This window comes from Pseudomonas sp. GM17 (assembly GCF_000282175.2).
Lineage (GTDB): Bacteria > Pseudomonadota > Gammaproteobacteria > Pseudomonadales > Pseudomonadaceae > Aquipseudomonas > Aquipseudomonas chlororaphis.
This window is the reverse complement of record NZ_CP124732.1, coordinates 4031604-4048745: the sequence shown is the minus strand read 5'-3', so window position 1 is coordinate 4048745 and position 17142 is coordinate 4031604. Positions and strand designations below refer to the sequence as shown.

Genomic DNA, 17142 nt, shown 5'->3' with positions numbered 1-17142 from the left:
AACGCAGTTGCCGCAAAACCTGAATTCGCGGTGCGTCAGGTTATGCGTGTTATCCGGGTTGCGGCCGCTTCGCGACCGATCGCAGCCTCGCTGCGCTCGGCAGCGGCTACGGGGATCGCGGGTCATCGGGTTCAGCGTTTGACGGCGGTCGGCTTATGCAACTCGGCGCGCTTGCTCAGCAGGTCGAACACCGCCGGGTAGGCCGGGCGCTCGATGTAGCGGCCGGCACCGCGTTCGGCGCGCAGGTCGCCGTCGGCCCAGACCAGCTTGCCCTGGCTGATGGTGTGGCTGGGCACGCCGCGCACGGTCTTGCCTTCGAAGATGTTGAAGTCCACCTGCTGGTGGTGGGTCGCGGCGGAGATGGTGCGGCTGCCTTGCGGGTCCCAGAGCACCAGGTCGGCATCGGCGCCGACGCGGATCGCGCCCTTGCGCGGGTAGAGGTTGAAGATCTTCGCCGCGTTGGTGGAGGTCAGGGCGACGAAGTCCTGCATCGACAGGCGCCCGCTGTTCACCCCTTCGTCCCAGAGCACGGCCATGCGGTCTTCGATGCCGGCGGTGCCGTTGGGGATCTTGCTGAAATCGTCGCGGCCGGCGGCTTTCTGCTCCGCGCAGAAGCAGCAGTGGTCGGTGGCGGTGGTGTGCAGGTTGCCCGATTGCAGGCCGTGCCACAGCGCGTCCTGATGGCCGCGAGGGCGGAAGGGCGGGCTCATCACGTAGCCGGCGGCGGTCTGCCAGTCCGGGTGGCGGTACACGCTGTCGTCCAGCAGCAGGTGCCCGGCCAGCACTTCGCCGTACACCGGCTGGCCCTTGCCGCGGGCGTAGGTGATTTCGTCCAGCGCCTCCTGGGTCGAGACATGCACCAGGTACAGCGGCGTGCCCAGGGTTTCGGCGATGCGGATCGCCCGGCTGGCGGCTTCGCCTTCGACCTGGGAAGGGCGCGACAGCGGGTGCGCTTCCGGCCCGGTGATGCCCTGGGCCAGCAGCTTGCGTTGCAGGTGGTAGACCAGTTCGCCGTTCTCCGCGTGCACCGTCGGCACCGCGCCGAGTTCCAGGCAGCGCTCGAAGCTCGCCACCAGGGTGTCGTCGGCGGCCATGATCGCGTTCTTGTAGGCCATGAAATGCTTGAAGCTGTTGACCCCGTGCTGGTTCACCAGCTCGGCCATTTCCTCGCGCACCTGCTCGCTCCACCAGGTGATGGCCACGTGAAAGCCGTAGTCCGATGCCGACTTCTCGGCCCAGCCGCGCCACTGATGAAAGGCTTCCAGCAGCGATTGCTGCGGGTTGGGAATCACGAAGTCGATGATCGAGGTGGTGCCACCGGCCAGGCCCGCCGCGGTGCCGCTGAAGAAGTCTTCGCTGGCCACGGTGCCCATGAAGGGCAGTTGCATATGGGTGTGGGGATCGATGCCGCCGGGCATCAGGTATTGGCCGCTGCCGTCGAGCACTTCGCAGCCTGCGGGATTGTCCAGATTCTGGCCGATGGCCTTGATCACGCCGTCGGCGCACAGCACATCGGCTTTATAACTTTCATCATGGGTAATAACGGTGGCGCCACGGATCAACAGAGACATTCCGAGTTCCTCGCAGGCATGACCGGCTTATGCCGGTTCTAGTGTTTTTGTAATACGCAGGCTGCGGAATGTTTATTCCTGTCAGCGGTGTCAGGAATAAAAACTAGCTGGTGTTCAATCAATCGGCAAGATTATTTTTTATAAGCATATATCGATATTAAGTTATTGAAATATAAGATTTTAATTTGTAAATCCGCAAAATGGTGCAGCCTTTCACCATTTTGACGCACTTGACAGGATCGAAATATGAGCAAGATTTCCTATGTGAAATCAGCCGCTTGAAGGAGGCCTGTGGCCCATACAAAAGTTTGAAAAAAGTTTGCGTGCACCAGATTGAGTCCTGACCCAATGGACAACTTGCCCGGCATTCGGCCTGAGTGAATCGGCAAGTTATCTCGGACAGGAAGTTGTTCAGAATAAAACTGAAGAAACATCAGTTGTTTACATGGATTTTACCGACTGTGGAGCACCGTCGACGGGCAAGCCGGCACGCTTATTGAGTGCCGCCGTCGACAGGATGGCCGGTCGGTAAAAGTCGTCAGTTCTCCGGCCATCGCCGGGCTGGCAGCACGTCTGCCAGCCCGTTTGATGAGCAAAAATAATCAGAAAAAAGTGGAGCGGCCATGCAACAGAACAGATCTCAAGTGACCGAGCGTGCCGGCCTGTACGAGCTGGACGCCGGCAGTGACGTGCTCGACAGCCCCCGTTACAACCACGATATCGCGCCGACCAAGGTCCATGAGCGCACCTGGAACAAATGGCACATCACCGCGCTGTGGGTCGGCATGTCGATCTGCGTGCCGACCTACACCCTGGGCGGTGTGCTCACCGCCTATTTCGGGCTGACGGTGGGCGAGGCGCTGCTGGCGATCCTGCTGGCCAATATCGTGGTGCTGATCCCCCTGACCCTCAACGCCTTCGCCGGCACCAAATACGGCATTCCATTCCCGGTGCTGCTGCGTTCGTCCTTCGGCGTCATCGGCTCCAACGTGCCGTGCCTGATCCGCGCCCTGGTGGCCTGCGGCTGGTTCGGCATCCAGACCATGTTCGGCGGCCTGGCGATCCACCTGTTCCTCGGCTCGATCTTCGAGGGCTGGAAGGCCCTGGGCGGCACCGGCGAGGTGATCGGTTTCATGATCTTCTGGACCCTCAACCTGTGGGTGGTGCTGCGCGGCGCCGAGTCGATCAAGTGGCTGGAAACCCTGTCGGCGCTGCTGCTGGTGGCGGTGGGTGTTGGGCTGCTGGTGTGGGCCTTGCCCAATGTGTCCCTGAGCGAGTTGCTGGCGATCCCGCCCAAGCGTCCGGAAGGCGCCAGCGTCTACAGCTACTTCTTCGCCGGGCTCACGGCGATGGTCGGGTTCTGGGCCACCCTGTCGCTGAATATCCCGGACTTCAGCCGCTACGCGAAAAGCCAGAAGGATCAGATCCTCGGGCAGATTTTCGGCCTGCCGCTGACCATGTTCCTGTTCGCCGCCCTGGGGGTGGTGATGACCGCCGCCTCGGTGAAACTGGTGGGCGTCACCGTCTCCGACCCGGTGAGCCTGATCGGCCATATCCAGAGCCCCGGCTGGGTGGCCCTGGCCATGGCGCTGATCATCATCGCCACGCTCTCGACCAACACCGCGGCGAACATCGTCTCGCCGACCAACGACTTCCAGAACATCGCACCGAAGCTGATCGGCCGCACCAAGGCGGTGATCCTCACCGGGCTCGTCGGCCTGGCGCTGATGGCCCATGAGCTGCTGAAAAAACTCGGCCTGCTGGTCTCGGACGTCAGCCTGGAGACCGTGTATTCCAACTGGCTGCTGGGTTACTCCAGCCTGCTGGGGCCCATCGCCGGGATCATGGTGGTGGATTATTTCATCATCAAGAAACAGCGCCTGGACCTGGCCGGGCTGTACCGCGATGACGTGTACCCGGCGTGGAACTTTAACGGTTTCATCGCCTTTGGCGTGCCGGTGGCGCTGACGGTGCTGTCTCTGGGCAGCGATGTATTCAGCTGGTTCTACAGCTACGGCTGGTTCACCGGCTCGGCGCTGGGCGGCTTGCTCTATTACGGCCTGTGCAGCATGGGCCGCCCGCAGAGCGTGAGCGTCAAAACGCCGGTATGACCTTTGAATGGCGTTATGGCGGCCGGCCAATCGCGAGCAAGCTCGCTCCTACAGGGACCGTGTGGCTTTTTGTAGGAGCGAGCTTGCTCGCGAAAAAGTCCATCGCCCATCGCCAGATTCCAGACGAGCGCCCCTCGTCAACGACAACCAGAAAAGCCTGAGGAGATCACCATGAACGCTGCCGTCGACGTTCTGCAATCCAGCCACCGGCACATTAACCGCGACCGCCTGTGGCAGTCGCTCATGGAGCTGGCGAAGCTCGGGGCCACGGTCAAGGGCGGGGTCTGTCGCCTGGCCCTGACCGACCTCGACCGCCAGGCCCGCGACCTGTTCGTGCAGTGGTGCGAGGCGGCTGGCTGTACGGTCACGGTGGATGGCATCGGCAATATTTTCGCCCGCCGTCCCGGGCGTAACCCGCAGCTGCCGCCGGTGATGACCGGCAGCCATATCGACACCCAGCCCACCGGCGGTAAGTTCGACGGCTGCTTCGGCGTGCTGGCCGGGCTCGAAGTGCTGCGTACCCTCAACGACCTCGGGGTGGAAACCGAGGCGCCACTGGAAGTGGTGGTCTGGACCAACGAAGAAGGCTCGCGCTTCCCGCCGTGCATGATGGGCTCCGGGGTGTTTGCCGAGAAATTCACCCTCGAGGAAACCCTGGCCAAGACCGATGCCGAAGGCGTGAGCGTCGGCGATGCGCTGAACGCCATCGGCTATGCCGGCAGCCGCCAGGTCAGCGGGCACGCGGTGGGGGCCTACTTCGAAGCCCATATCGAGCAGGGGCCGATCCTCGAGGACGAGAAGAAAACCATAGGCGTGGTGCTCGGCGCCCTCGGCCAGAAATGGTTCGACCTGAAATTGCGCGGCGTCGAAGCCCACGCCGGCCCGACCCCGATGCACCTGCGCAAGGACGCCCTGGTCGGCGCGGCGGCGGTGGTGGCCGCGGTCAACCGCGCCGCCCTCGGCCATCAGCCTCATGCCTGTGGCACCGTGGGTTGCCTGCAGGCCTATCCCGGTTCGCGCAACGTGATCCCCGGTGAGGTGCGCATGACCCTGGACTTCCGGCACCTGGAACCGGCGCGCCTGGACTCGATGATCGCCGAGGTGCGCCAGGTGATCGACAGCACCTGCGACGAACATGGCCTGACCTTCGACATGGTGCCGACCGCAGACTTTCCACCGCTGTATTTCGACAAGATCTGCGTCGACGCGGTGCGCGATGCAGCGCAGGGGCTGGGCCTGTCCCATATGGACATCGTCAGCGGCGCCGGGCACGACGCGATCTTCGTCGCCGAGCTGGGCCCGGCGGGGATGATCTTCGTGCCTTGCGAAGGCGGCATCAGCCACAACGAAATCGAAAACGCCGACCCCGACGACCTCGCCGCCGGCTGCGCGGTGTTGTTGCGGGCGATGCTGGCGGCATCCCAGGCCGTCGCCAAAGGACAGCGGGTGGCCTGGGCCTGATAGTCGGGTTGTTTGCACGGACGCCATCGCGGGCAAGCCTCGCTCCTACAGAAAAAAGATTGCGTGCTTCTGTAGGAGCGAGGCTTGCCCGCGATAATTGTGAGAACAGCACTGAAATCGCTGACATACACCTGTAGCCGCTGCCGAGCCTGCGAGGCAGCGGTCGACCCCGCAGGGGGCGCGGGGATCTCAAGACCGCTGAAGGCCTTCGGCCTTATCGCAGCCTCGCGGGCTCGGCAGCGGCTACAGGGGGATGGGTGATCGGCCAGCACATGCACCTCGGGCCAGCCAGCCGAACCTAAGCTAATGCCTAAAAAGTATTTATATTTGAATTCTTAGATCGATTAGCTTTTAGCGACTTTCCTGTCTCCCAGAAGGTCCGCCCCCATGCGCCTGCCCGTTGCTTTGCGTCGTAGCTTGTCGATCACCGCCCTGGCCGGTCTGGCGCTGGGCATGGCCCTCGATGCCCAGGCCGATACCGACCTGCGTATCGGCTACCAGAAATCCTCGACCCTGCTGGCGGTACTCAAGGCCCAGGGCACCCTGGAGAAACAACTGGCGGGGCAGGGCGTGAAGATCTCCTGGCATGAATTCACCAGCGGCCTGCCCCTGGCGGAATCGCTGAACGTGGGCAACGTCGACATCAGCGCCGACGTCGCCGACACCGTGCCGGTCTTCGCCCAGGCCGCCGGCGCCAAACTGACCTACTTCGCCACGGAAACCCCATCGCCCGCCGCCCAGTCCATCGTCATTCCCAAGGACTCCACGCTCAAGTCCCTGGCCGACCTCAAGGGCAAGCGCGTCGCCGTGACCAAGGCCGCCGGCAGCCATTACCTGCTGATTGCCGCGCTGCGCGAAGCCGGCCTGGGTTTCGCCGACATCCAGCCGGTCTACCTGACCCCGGCCGACGGCCGCGCCGCCCTGGAAACCACCAAGGTCGATGCCTGGGTCACCTGGGAACCCTTCGTCGCCAGCGCCCAGCGCCAGCAGGGCGCGCGGGTGCTGCACGACGGCCAGGGCCTGGCCAGCTACCGGCGTTATTACCTGGCCTCCAACGATTACGCCAAGGCTCATCCAGAAGTGCTGAAGCAGGTGTTCGCCGAGCTGCAGAAGACCGGCACCTGGGTCAAGGCGCACCCGACGGAGGCGGCAAAACTGCTCGGCCCGCTGTGGGGCAACCTGGACGTGAGCACGGTGGAGTTGGCCAACAGTCGTCGCACCTACAAGGTGGAAGCGGTGCAGCCGGACGCCCTGGGCGAGCAACAGAAAATCGCCGATGCCTTCTACCAGGAAAAACTCCTGCCCAAGCCGGTGGACGCCCGCGCGGTGCAGCTGTGGAGCCCCAAGCATTTGTAACTGAGCCTTGGCTCGCCTGTGTCGGCGAGCCCCTTCCCACGGGGTAGCCGCCTGGCTGGCCCCAGCCATTTTTTTCTTCATCACCGCCGGTGACGCGGCTGCGCGTCCGGTATCAGGAGTGCCCGTGTCTGCCGTTTACCCCCAAGAGGCCTTTGCCGTCCCAGCCGCGTCCGCCCCGCAACCGGTCAGCGCCGAGGTGGTGCTCCAGCTGCGCAACCTGACCAAGCGCTACGGCCGCGGCTCGTCCGCGCTGGCGGTGGAGCAGGTCAGCCTCAGCGTGCGCCGTGGCGAAGTGCTGTGCCTGATGGGCACCTCCGGCAGCGGCAAGTCCACCTTGCTGCGGCATATCAACCGGCTGATCGAGCCCAGCAGCGGCGAGGTGCTGATCGATGGCGCGGCCATCAGCCAGCTTTCGGCCAAGGACCTGCGCACCTTGCGTTCGCGGCGCATCGGCATGGTCTTCCAGCACTTCGGCCTGCTGCCCCATCGCAGCGTGCGCGACAACGTCGCCTTGCCCCTGGAACTGCGCGGCGAACCCGAGGCCCTGCGCCAGGCCGCGGCCGATGTGCAACTGCGGGCCATGGGCCTGGAAGGCTGGGGCGACCATTATCCCCATGAGCTGTCCGGTGGCATGCAGCAGCGGGTCGGCCTGGCCCGGGCGCTGGTCAGCGAGCCGGACATCCTGCTGATGGACGAACCCTTCAGCGCGCTGGACCCGACCATCCGCCGCGACCTGCAACGCCACTTCCTGCGCCTGGTGCGCGAGCGCGGCATCACCACCTTGCTGGTGACCCACGACCCGGCGGAAGCCCTGCGCCTGGCCGACCGCATCGCGGTGCTGCGCCAGGGCCAGCTGATCCAGCTCGGCAGCCCCGGCGAGTTGCTGGAGCACCCGGCGGACGCCGAGGTGGCGGACTTCTTTCAGGAGCACGGCGCGCGCAGCGACACGCTGGCCGTGGCGCCCGTCGCTTCGGCTAAGACAACAGCGGCTCCGGCGCCCGTGGCCCCGGGGGGTTCCTTCTGGCAGGCGCTGTTGCTGGGGCCGGCGGCCTTGGCCGCCAGCGGCCGTGGCGCGCTGTATTGGCTGGGGTTCGCCCTGGAGTTGGCGGCGGCCAGTGCCCTGGGGCAGTGGTTGGCCAGCGCCAGCCTCGGTTGGGCTGGGTTGGCGGTGCTCGGCCTGTCGCTCAGCCGCCTGCTCAGCGTGACCCTGGCCCGCCGTCCGAGCCGCCAGGGCCGTTCCGACTGGCGCCTGCCGTGGCTGGTCCTGCTGCTGTGCCAGGGCCTGGTGTTGTGGCGGGTGCTGGCGGTGGATGCCAGCGGCCCCTGGCTGCAATTTCCCGCCGACCGCCAGGCGCTGCTGGGCACCGCGGCGGCCATCGACCAGTTGATCGGTTGGTCCCAGGTCACCTTCGAAAGCACCTTTGTCGGGGTGATTGTCGCCGTGCGCACGGTGATCGAAAGCATCGAAAGCCTGTTGGGCTGGCTGCCCTGGCCGGTGCCGGCGCTGGCCCTGGTGCTGCTGGCCTGGCGCAGTGCCGGCGCGGCCCTGGCCCTGACCAGCGCGGCGGCCTTGCTCTATATCGGCCTGTTCGGTTTCTGGGAGCGAACCATCGCCACCCTGGCGCTGGTGGGTTCCTCGGTGCTGCTGTCGCTGCTGATCGGCGTGCCCGCCGGCATCCTCCTGGCCAAGCGCGCCCTGGCGCGGCGCCTGATCACGCCCTTGCTGGACGTGATGCAGACCCTGCCGACCTTTGTGTACCTGATCCCGGCGGTGGCCTTCTTCTCGGTGGGCAAGACCCCGGCGGTGATCGCCACGGTGATCTTCGCCCTGGCACCGATGATCCGCCTCACAGCCCTGGGGATCCGGGAAGTACCCAAGACCGCCGTCGAAGCGGCCCTGGCCCATGGCGCCACGCCGTGGCAGATCCTGACCAAGGTCGAGCTGCCCCTGGCCGCCGGCTCGCTGCTGCTGGGGATCAACCAGACCCTGGTGATGAGCCTGTCGATGGTGGTGGTCGCGGCGCTGATCGGCGCCGGCGGCCTGGGCTACGACGTGATGACCGCGCTGCGCAATATCAAGGGCGGCGAGGGCATGTTGGCCGGCGCGGCGATCGTGTTCTGCGCGTTGATTCCCGACCGCATCATTCAAGCGACCCTGCGTCAGCGGGATCGCGCTTTCCATCAGCAATGAGGTGTCTCTTGAACAAGTCGTTTTCCCGCACCCTGGGCGCTGCCGCGCTGCTCCTGGGGCTCGCTCTGCCAGCCCTGGCCAAGGACAAGATCGTCATCGGCGAACAGAACTGGACCGGCGCCATCGCCATCCAGAACATCCTCGGCGAGGTGATCAAAAGCCGCCTCGACGGCGACGTGTCTTACCTGGCCGGTGACATACCGGTGCTGTTCGCCGCCGCGGCCAAGGGCGACGGCTCGGTGGATGTGCTGACCGATATCTGGCTGCCTAATCAATCCGCCGCCTGGGCCAAGTACGTCACCGGCGGCACCCGCTCCCTGGTGCCGAACAAGCAGCCCTACCTGGGGGTGCAGGGCTTCTATATCCCCGGTTACCTGCAAGACCAATACGGCGTGAAGTCGGTCTACGACCTGCAAAAGCCTGAAGTGGCCAAGCTCTTCGAACCCCTGGGCGGCGGCAAGGCGCAATTGCTGGTGGGCCCGGCGGGTTGGGAGTCGACCTATATCGGCCAGATCAAGGCCAAGGATTTCGGTTTTGCCGACAAATTCGAGTCGGTGTCCACCGAAGCCTCGGTGACCTACGCCAAGCTGGCCGCGGCCTACAAGGCCCAGCGCGGCGTGGTGTTCTACGCCTACACCCCGGACTGGATCTTCTCCGCCTTCGACCTGCGCCGCCTGGACGAACCGGCGTTCGACGGCTACGCCCAGGACAACAAGAAGGGTGACCCGCTGTACAAGGCCGACGGCTGCTGGAAATTCGTCAGCCCGACGGTGGACGCCGACTGGCTGAACAAGAGCACGATCACCTGCGCCTACCCGGACGCCCGGGTCTATGTCCTGGCCTCCAGCGCCTTGCAGAAACGCGCGCCACGGATCGCCGCCTTCCTGGAAAACTTCAGCATCGACCCGCAGGTGTTGAACGACCTGATCCTCAGGATCGAGAAGGAACAGCAACCGGCGGCGGAAGCGGCCAAAGCCTGGGTCCAGGCCAACCCGGCGATCGTCGATCAATGGCTGGGCGCCAGCGGCGAGAAAGTCGGAGCGGTGCAGTGAGCGAGGAGCATCGGAACATGAGCGGGATCAAACAGGCGACCTTCGGCGCGGGCTGTTTCTGGGGCGCGGAAGCCGCGTTCCGGGCACTGCCGGGGGTGGTGGAGACACGGGTGGGCTACGCGGTGGAGGCGGGCGACGAGTCGTTGCGGATCGAGGTGGTGCAGGTGGATTTCGATCCGCAGGTATTGGCTTATCTGAGTCTGATCGAGCACTTCTGGGGGCTGCATGATCCGACTTCGGTGGATCGGCAGGGGGAGCATGGTGGGGTGAAATATCGCTCGGCGATCTTCCACACCAACGCCCTACAGGCCGAACAGGCACGGCAGGCCAAGACGGCCCTGCAAGACTCCGGCCGCCTCAACAAACCCGTGGCCACGGTGATCGTGCCCCTGGGTCGCTTCGACCTGGCGGATGAAGCGCACCAGCGCTACCTGGAAAAGAATGGCTTGAGCAGTTGCCATATCTGAGGGTACTGGTCGCGCCGGCCTGCTTCTGTAGGAGCAGCCGGTCGACGCTCGATTGCTCGCGATGGCGTCGGTTCTGGCGCTGCATTTTTTTGGATGTGTACATATCCGTTTCTGCGGTCACGGCGGCTTAGGGTTCCGCCCTTACGGCGGGTCACTTTTGGCAAACGCCCGGAATGCCGGCCCAGCCAAAAGTAACCAAAAGGTCTTGCCCCACCATTCGGTGCCTCGCTTAGGCTCGGCATGCCCTCACTCCGGTCCTGCTCCGGGGGCCGCCGCAATGGGCCATCCCTGGCCCAGTGCGGCTACCTCGGCATCCCTGCCGAGGTGCCCCCTGCGCAAGACCTGCGTTCGGCCTCTGGGAAAGGGGCGGGTAGATCAAGAGCAAGATCAAAAGCCAAAACAAAGCCAAGCCAAGCCAAGCCAAAGCTTGCTGCCTTCGCCACGCTGCAACTCTTCTGTCTGACACGCTTTGTGTAGCCGCTGCCGAGCGCAGCGAGGCTGCGATCGGCCCACAGGGCCGCTAAACCTGACGCCTCGCAGGATCTGGGGCAACGCGGTGCCCGCCTGGCGAGTCCTTCGGCCTCGATCGCAGCCTCGCTGCGCTCGGCAGCGGCTACAGGGAATGCGTTCTCAGGCCGGCCGGCAGGCCGCCGTCTTGCTCTTGCTTTGGCTTTTGATCTGAACGCCCCGTTAACCACGATGGCCGAACGCAGGCATTGAGCCGTGGGTAACCCGGCAGGGATGCCGGGTTAGCCGCCCCAGGCCATGGATGGCCTGTGGCGGCGGCCCACGGATCAATGCCTTCGTTCGGGCATGCCGAGCCTCAGCGAGGCACCAAGTGGTGGGGCAAGAGCGTTTTGCTTACTTTTGCGCTCTTCAAAAGTGAGCCGCCGTAAGGGCGGAACCCTAAGCCGCCGTTACCGCAGAAACGGATATGTACACAGCAGGATCGAGTTTTTATAGCCCTGCCTCTGGCATCAGCCCCCGGCTTTCCACCCCCCACCCAACGCCCCCACCAACCCCACACTCGCCTGCAACCGCCGCGTCTGCACCGCCTGCAACCCCCGTTGCGCCTGCAACGCCGCAGTCTGCGCCGTCACCACCTCCAGATAACTGACCGCCCCCGCCTGATAACTGTTCATCGCCAGGGCCTGCGTATGCTCGGCGGCATTCACCGCCGCCTGCTGGTCCAGGGCCTCCTGCTGTAAATCCCGCAACTGCCCCAGGTTGTCCTCCACCTCACGTACCGCCCGCAGCACCTGGCCGCGGTAATGGGCGGCGGCTTCCTCGAATTCGGCGTGGGCCTGGCGTTCGTTGGCGCTCAGGCGGCCGCCGTCGAAGATCGGCAGGTTGACCAGAGGCCCCAGTGCCCAGTAGCGATTGCCCGCTGCCAGCAGGTTGCCGCTGCCCTGGGTCTGCCCGCCGAGCAGGCCGGTGAGGCTGAAGTCCGGGTACCAGGCGGCCCGGGCCACGCCGATATTGGCGTTGGCGGCGAACACCCGGCGTTCGGCGGCGGCGATGTCCGGGCGGCGTTGCAGCAGGGCGCTGGGCAGTTGTTGCGGCACGCTGGGCACGGCCAGGGTTTGCTGGGTGGCGGGCAGCTGGAACTGGCTGGCCGGTTCGCCCACCAGTTCGCCGATCGCGTGTTCGGTGAGGTTGCGTTGCCCGCGCACTTCGTCCAGCTCGGCCTCGGCGCTGGCCAGCTGGCTTTGCGCGCGGGTCAGGTCCAGCTCCGAGGCGATCTGCCCCTGGTAGCGGCTGCGGGTCAGTTGCAGGGCTTGGGCGTAGTCGTCCAGGGACTGGCTGAGGATCGCGCGCTGCGCATCCAGGCCATTGAGCTGCACATACAGCGTCGCCAGCTGCTGTTGCAGGTTCAGGCGCGCCACCGCCAGGTCGTCGGCCGAGGCTTCGGCCTGGGCATCGCCGGCGGCCACCTGATTGCGAATTCGCCCCCACAGGTCCGGGTCGAAGCTCAGCGAGAAACCGGCGCTGTTGCTGTTGTACAGCGAAGGCTGGCTGCCGCCGCGCAACGGCCGGTGGTCCGACTGGCGCTGGCGCAGCGACTGGCCGCTGGCGCTGATCTGCGGGAACAGCCCGGCATGCAGCTGGCTGGCATAGGCCTGGGCCGCGTCGAAGTGCGCCAGCGCCGCCGCCAGGTCCGGGTTGGCCTTGAGCAGGCGTTGTTGCAGGTCATCCAGGCGTGGGTCCTGGTACAGCAGCCACCACTGGCTGGCCAGCCGATCCGCCGGTCGGGCCGGATGCCAGGGTCCGTCGCTGGTCTGTTCGCGGTAGTGGGCCGGCAGTTCCACGGTTGGCACCTGGTAGCCGGGCGCCAGGGAGCAGCCTTGCAGAGCCAGCACCAGCAACACCGCAAGCGGCTCAAGCCTTGGGCGCATGTTCACCTCCGGCGTCGGCCAGTTGCACCAGGTCGCCTTCGCGCAGGGCATCGGGCGGGTTGTCGATCACCCGGTCGGTGGCTTGCAGGCCCTGGTCGATCACCAGCCGCGCGCCGAGGTCGAGGCCGATATGGATGTCCCGCAGGTGCACGTGGTTGTGCTCGTCCAGCAGCGCCACCTGGGTGCCCTGGGCGCGGAAGATCAAGGCGCTGGCCGGGATGCTCACGCCCCGGGTGTCGGCGGGCAGGGCCAGGGCGGCTTCGGCATAGTCGCCGGGCAGCAGCGCGCCGTCGGGGTTGTCGGCGACGAACTGGGCGAGCAGGGTGCCGGAGCGCTGATCGATGGCGGTGGAGTCGCCGATCAGCCGCGCGCTGAAGTGCTGGCCGGGGTGCTCCGGCACCGTCAGCTCGGCGCTGAGGCCGGGGCGGATCACGCTGGCGTAGTTCTGCGGCACCGGCACGTAGAGCCGCAGCTTGCGGGTGTCGGCCAGATCGAACAGCTGCGGGTCGCTGTCGTTGTCGGCCTTGATCAACTGGCCGATATCGGTGTGGCGCGCGGTGATAGTGCCGGCGAAGGGCGCGCGGATGGTCTTGTAGTCCTCCAGGGCCGAGAGCCGCGCATAGTCGGCGGCGGCCGCTTCGGCATTGGCCTTGGCGGCCGCGGCGTTGGAGGTTTTTTCATCGGCCTCCTGGCGCGACACCGAGTGGCTGGCCAGCAGGTTCTGCCAGCGCACGGCGGTGGTCTGCGCCAGCCGCGCATTGGCCTGTTCCTGCACCAGCCGGGCATGGGCCTGGGCCAGTTGCTGGTCGAGGTCGGGGCTGTCGATTTCGGCGAGGACTTGCCCGGCCTGAACCTTGGCGCCGATGTCGCTGTTCCAGCTTTTCAGGTAGCCGCTGACCCGGGCGTGGATCGGCGCCTTGCTCCAGGCTTCCAGGTGCGCCGGCAGGCGCAGGGTGTCGCCCTGGCGGTTTTGCTGCGGCTGCAACACCAGCACCTGGGGCACGGCGGCGGTTTCGGTCCAGGCGGCCACCGCGCGTTCATGGCGGGTGCGCGCGGCCAGGCCGTTGGCCACCAGCAGGGCGGCCAGGGTCAGGCCGCCGATGCCCAGCCACAGCAGGCGTTTGCGCGAGGGGGTGTGTTCAGGCGACATGGGTACTTTCTCCAGCGACAGCGCGAGTGGGGTGACGCCCGTGGACCAGGCTGAACACCACGGGAACGAACAACAGGGTGGCGGTGGTGGCGAGGATCAGGCCGCCGATCACGGCGCGGCCCAGGGGCGCGTTCTGCTCCTCCGACAGGGCCAGGGGCAGCATGCCGATGATCATCGCCAGGGCGGTCATGCACACCGGGCGAAAACGCGTGTAGCCGGCCTCCAGCGCGGCCTTCAGGGCATCGCCGTGTTCCGCCAGGCGTTCGCGGCAGAAGCTCACCACCAGGATCGAGTTGGCCGTGGCCACCCCCATGCAGAGGATGGCCCCGGTCAGCGCCGGCACCGACAGCGAGGTGCCACTCAAGAACAGCATCCAGACGATGCCGGCCAGGGCCGCCGGTAGCGCGGTGATGATCACGAACGGGTCGAGCCAGGACTGGAAGTTGACCACGATCAGCAGGTAGATCAGCACCACCGCGCCCAGCAGGCCCAGGCTCAGGCCGCTGAAGGCTTCGTGCAGGGCGTCGATCTGCCCGTGCAGGCTGATGGTCGCGCCCTTGGGCCGCAGCGTCTGGCTGTCGTCGAGGACGTGCTGGATATCCCGGGCCACGCCGCCCAGGTCGCGGCCCTGGACGTTGGCGTAGAGGTCCAGGGTCGGCTGGATGTTGTAGTGGGTGACCACCGCCGGGCTGTCGACCCGCGAGATGCTGGCCAGGCCGCCGAGGATCTGCGACTGGCCGTTGCTGCCGGTCACCGGCAGGGCCTCCAGGGACGGCAGGCTGTCCAGGCGGTACTGCGGGGTGGCCGCGACGATGGAATAGGACACGCCGTTCTGCGGGTTGAGCCAGAAGGTCGGCGCCACCTGGGAGCTACCGGCCAAGGAGGCCACCATGCTGTTGGTCACGTCGCGCTCGGTAATCCCCAGGCCATTGGCCCGCAGGCGGTCGACCTTGACCGCCAGCGACGGGTAGCCGGTGGACTGCTGGATACGCAGGTCGGCGATGCCCGGCACATGCTGCAGGCGCCGTTGCAGTTCCAGGGCATAGGCGCGGTTGGCGGCGCTGTCGGGCCCGGAGATTTTCACGTCCAGCGGCGCCGGCGCGCCGAAGTTGAGGATCTGGCTGCTGATGTCCGCCGGCAGGAAGGCGAACTGGCTGCCGGGAAAACTTTCCGGCAGGGCCTCGCGCAATCGCTTCACGTAGTCGGCGGTCGGCGCATGGCCGGGCTTGAGGGTCACCTGGATGTCGCCATCCTGCGGGCCGATGGTGCCGCTGCTGCTGTAGGCCATGTCGATGCCGCTCAGGGGGATGCCGATATTGTCGATCACGCTGTCCAGCTGCTCCGGCGCAATCACCTCGCGAATCCGCGCCTCGATGCGGTCGAAGGCCGCCGCGCTTTCCTCGATCCGCGTGCCCAGGGGCAGGCGCACATGCAGGGCCAGGGCGCCTGCGTCGGTGGCCGGGAAGAAGTCCTGGCCGAGGTTCGGCAGCAGGGCGAAGGAGGCCAGCACGCAGGCGAGGAAGCCCAGCAGGAAGCGCTTGCGGTGGGCCAGGGCCAGGGTCAGCAGGCCGTGGTAGGTGTCGCGCACGTTGGAGAAGCGTCGTTCGAACCCCTGCTGGAAGCCCAGCAGCCCGCGCACCAGGGCATGCCGTGGCCGGGCGTGCTGTTCGCCTTCGTGGTGGTTGATGAATGCGTCTTCCGGGTGATGCCCCGGGCCCGGCTCCGGCACATGGGGCTTGAGCAGGTACATGGCCAGTGTGGGCACCAGGGTGCGCGAGAGGATGAACGAGCTGGCCATGGCGAAGATCACCGCCAGCGCCATGGGGCGGAACAGGTAACCGGCGATGCCCTGCAACAGGAACATCGGCACGAAGACGATGCAGATGCACAGCAGCGAGACGAACGCCGGGCCGACGATCTGCCGGGCGCCGTCGAGGATTGCGGCCTTCACCGCCTTGCCCTGTTCCAGGTGCCAGTTGATGTTCTCGATGGTCACCGTGGCGTCGTCCACCAGGATCCCCACCGCCAGCGCCAGCCCGCCGAGGGTCATGACATTCAGGGTCTGGCCGCTGGCGGCGAGCAGGGCGATGGCCGCGAGCACCGCCAGGGGGATCGAGGCGGCGATGATCAGGGTCGAGCGCCAGCTGCCGAGGAACAGCAGGATCATCGCGCTGGTCAGCAGCGCGGCGATGATGCCTTCCCGGGCCACGCTGCCCACCGACTGCTTGACGAACACCGAGGCGTCGCCCAGCAGCGAAGTCTTCAGCGCCGGCGGCAGGGTTTCGTCGATGCGCGGCAGCATCTGGCGGATGCCATCGACGATCGACAGGGTGGAAATATTGCCGTTCTTCAGCGCCGGCATCAGCACCGCGCGGTGGCCGTCGACCCGCACGATATTGCTCTGCGGCGGCGAACCGTCGCGCACATGGGCCACCTGGCCGATGGTGATCAGCGCGCCGTCGACGGTCTTGATCGGCAGGTCGTTGAGTTCGTCGATGGCCGTCGGGCTGTTGTTCAGCAGCACCGTGTATTCGCTGGCGCCGAGCTTGGCGGTGCCCACCGGGATGATCTGGTTCTGCGCCGCCAGGGCATTGCCCACGTCCTGCGCCGACAGGCCCTTGGCGGCCAGGGCCTGCGGGTCCAGATCCAGGGTGATCTGCCGCTGCTTGCCGCCCATGGGCGTCGGCATCGCCAGCCCCGGTACCGAGCTCAGGGGCAGGCGGATATTGTTCTGCACCAGGTCGCGGATTCTGGCTTCCGACAGGGTCGGGCTGGAAAAGGCCATCTGCAGGATCGGCACCGTCGAGGCGCTGTAGTTGAGGATCAGCGGCGGGGTGATGCCCGGCGGCATCTGCTTGAGCACGGTTTGCGACACCGCCGTGACCTGGGCGTTGGCGGTGCGGATATCCACCCCCGGCTGGAAGAAGATCTTGACGATGCCCATGCCCGGCAAGGATTGCGACTCGATGTGCTCGATGTCGTTGACCGTGGTGCTCAGGGAGCGCTCGTAGGTGTAGATCACCCGCCCGGCCATGGCGTCCGGCGACAGGCCGGTGTACTGCCAGACCACCGCCACCACCGGAATGCCGATATCGGGGAACACATCGGTGGGCGTACGCAGGGCCGCCAGCGGCCCGATGATGCAGATAAAAATCGCCAGCACGATAAACGTGTAGGGCTTGAGCAGAGCGGTCTTGACCAGCCCGAGCATGCGGTGGACCTCCGAGGGGAAACGAACCTCGGCAGCCTGCCGCGACCCACCTAACACGCGGCTTTCAGCCAGGTGAAGGAAGTTTTAGGTTGGGCCTGAATTTCCTTTCACGGGGATTCATTTGTCCTGTGGCGGGTGCCTCGACACTCTGGATGGCAATCGGCGCGAGCGCTTTT

At 66.0% G+C, this 17142-nt stretch carries 10 protein-coding genes; 6 read left to right on the top strand and 4 right to left on the bottom strand.

Annotated features, from left to right (window positions below; translation table 11 throughout):
* Window positions 1-131 precede the first annotated feature (131 nt).
* Window positions 132-1571 (bottom strand): dihydropyrimidinase, encoded by a 1440-nt coding sequence (gene hydA, locus PMI20_RS18175; RefSeq protein WP_007930849.1) that lies wholly within the window; start codon window positions 1569-1571, stop codon window positions 132-134.
* Between the two features lie 623 nt (window positions 1572-2194).
* On the opposite strand from hydA, the gene PMI20_RS18170 reads away from it, so the two are divergent.
* The 6 genes from PMI20_RS18170 (at window position 2195) to msrA (ending at window position 10209) form a co-directional block, all read left to right on the top strand.
* On the top strand, window positions 2195-3682 hold the full coding sequence (locus PMI20_RS18170; RefSeq protein WP_007930851.1) for an NCS1 family nucleobase:cation symporter-1: 1488 nt from the start codon (window positions 2195-2197) through the stop codon (window positions 3680-3682).
* A 171-nt stretch (window positions 3683-3853) separates the two neighbouring features.
* The gene (locus PMI20_RS18165; protein WP_007930852.1) at window positions 3854-5143 is read left to right on the top strand and encodes a Zn-dependent hydrolase; all 1290 of its coding nucleotides are present in this window, start codon (window positions 3854-3856) and stop codon (window positions 5141-5143) included.
* A gap of 387 nt (window positions 5144-5530) precedes the next feature.
* Window positions 5531-6499 (top strand): aliphatic sulfonate ABC transporter substrate-binding protein, encoded by a 969-nt coding sequence (locus tag PMI20_RS18160; RefSeq protein ID WP_007930854.1) that lies wholly within the window; start codon window positions 5531-5533, stop codon window positions 6497-6499.
* 124 nt (window positions 6500-6623) lie between these two features.
* Window positions 6624-8690, top strand: coding sequence for an ATP-binding cassette domain-containing protein (locus tag PMI20_RS18155; protein ID WP_007930856.1), 2067 nt, complete (start codon window positions 6624-6626; stop codon window positions 8688-8690).
* A complete protein-coding gene (locus tag PMI20_RS18150; RefSeq protein ID WP_007930857.1) occupies window positions 8687-9742 on the top strand; it encodes an ABC transporter substrate-binding protein in 1056 nt (351 codons plus the stop codon). The genes PMI20_RS18155 and PMI20_RS18150 overlap by 4 nt, the downstream gene beginning before the upstream one ends.
* A 17-nt stretch (window positions 9743-9759) precedes the next feature.
* Window positions 9760-10209 carry a peptide-methionine (S)-S-oxide reductase MsrA gene (gene msrA, locus PMI20_RS18145; RefSeq protein WP_007930858.1) on the top strand — a complete coding sequence of 150 codons (450 nt, stop codon included), beginning with the start codon at window positions 9760-9762 and terminating at the stop codon, window positions 10207-10209.
* A 977-nt stretch (window positions 10210-11186) separates the two neighbouring features.
* Here the strand turns inward: msrA and PMI20_RS18140 are convergent.
* The 3 genes from PMI20_RS18140 to PMI20_RS18130 are packed head-to-tail and all read right to left on the bottom strand — an operon-like array spanning window position 11187 to window position 16966.
* A complete protein-coding gene (locus tag PMI20_RS18140; protein WP_007920774.1) occupies window positions 11187-12605 on the bottom strand; it encodes an efflux transporter outer membrane subunit in 1419 nt (472 codons plus the stop codon).
* Window positions 12589-13755 carry an efflux RND transporter periplasmic adaptor subunit gene (locus tag PMI20_RS18135; RefSeq protein ID WP_007920772.1) on the bottom strand — a complete coding sequence of 389 codons (1167 nt, stop codon included), beginning with the start codon at window positions 13753-13755 and terminating at the stop codon, window positions 12589-12591. Before PMI20_RS18135 ends, PMI20_RS18140 begins: the two co-directional genes overlap by 17 nt.
* Complete coding sequence (locus PMI20_RS18130) at window positions 13745-16966, bottom strand: efflux RND transporter permease subunit (protein ID WP_007920769.1); 3222 nt, start codon at window positions 16964-16966, stop codon at window positions 13745-13747. The genes PMI20_RS18135 and PMI20_RS18130 overlap by 11 nt, the downstream gene beginning before the upstream one ends.
* Window positions 16967-17142 lie beyond the last annotated feature (176 nt).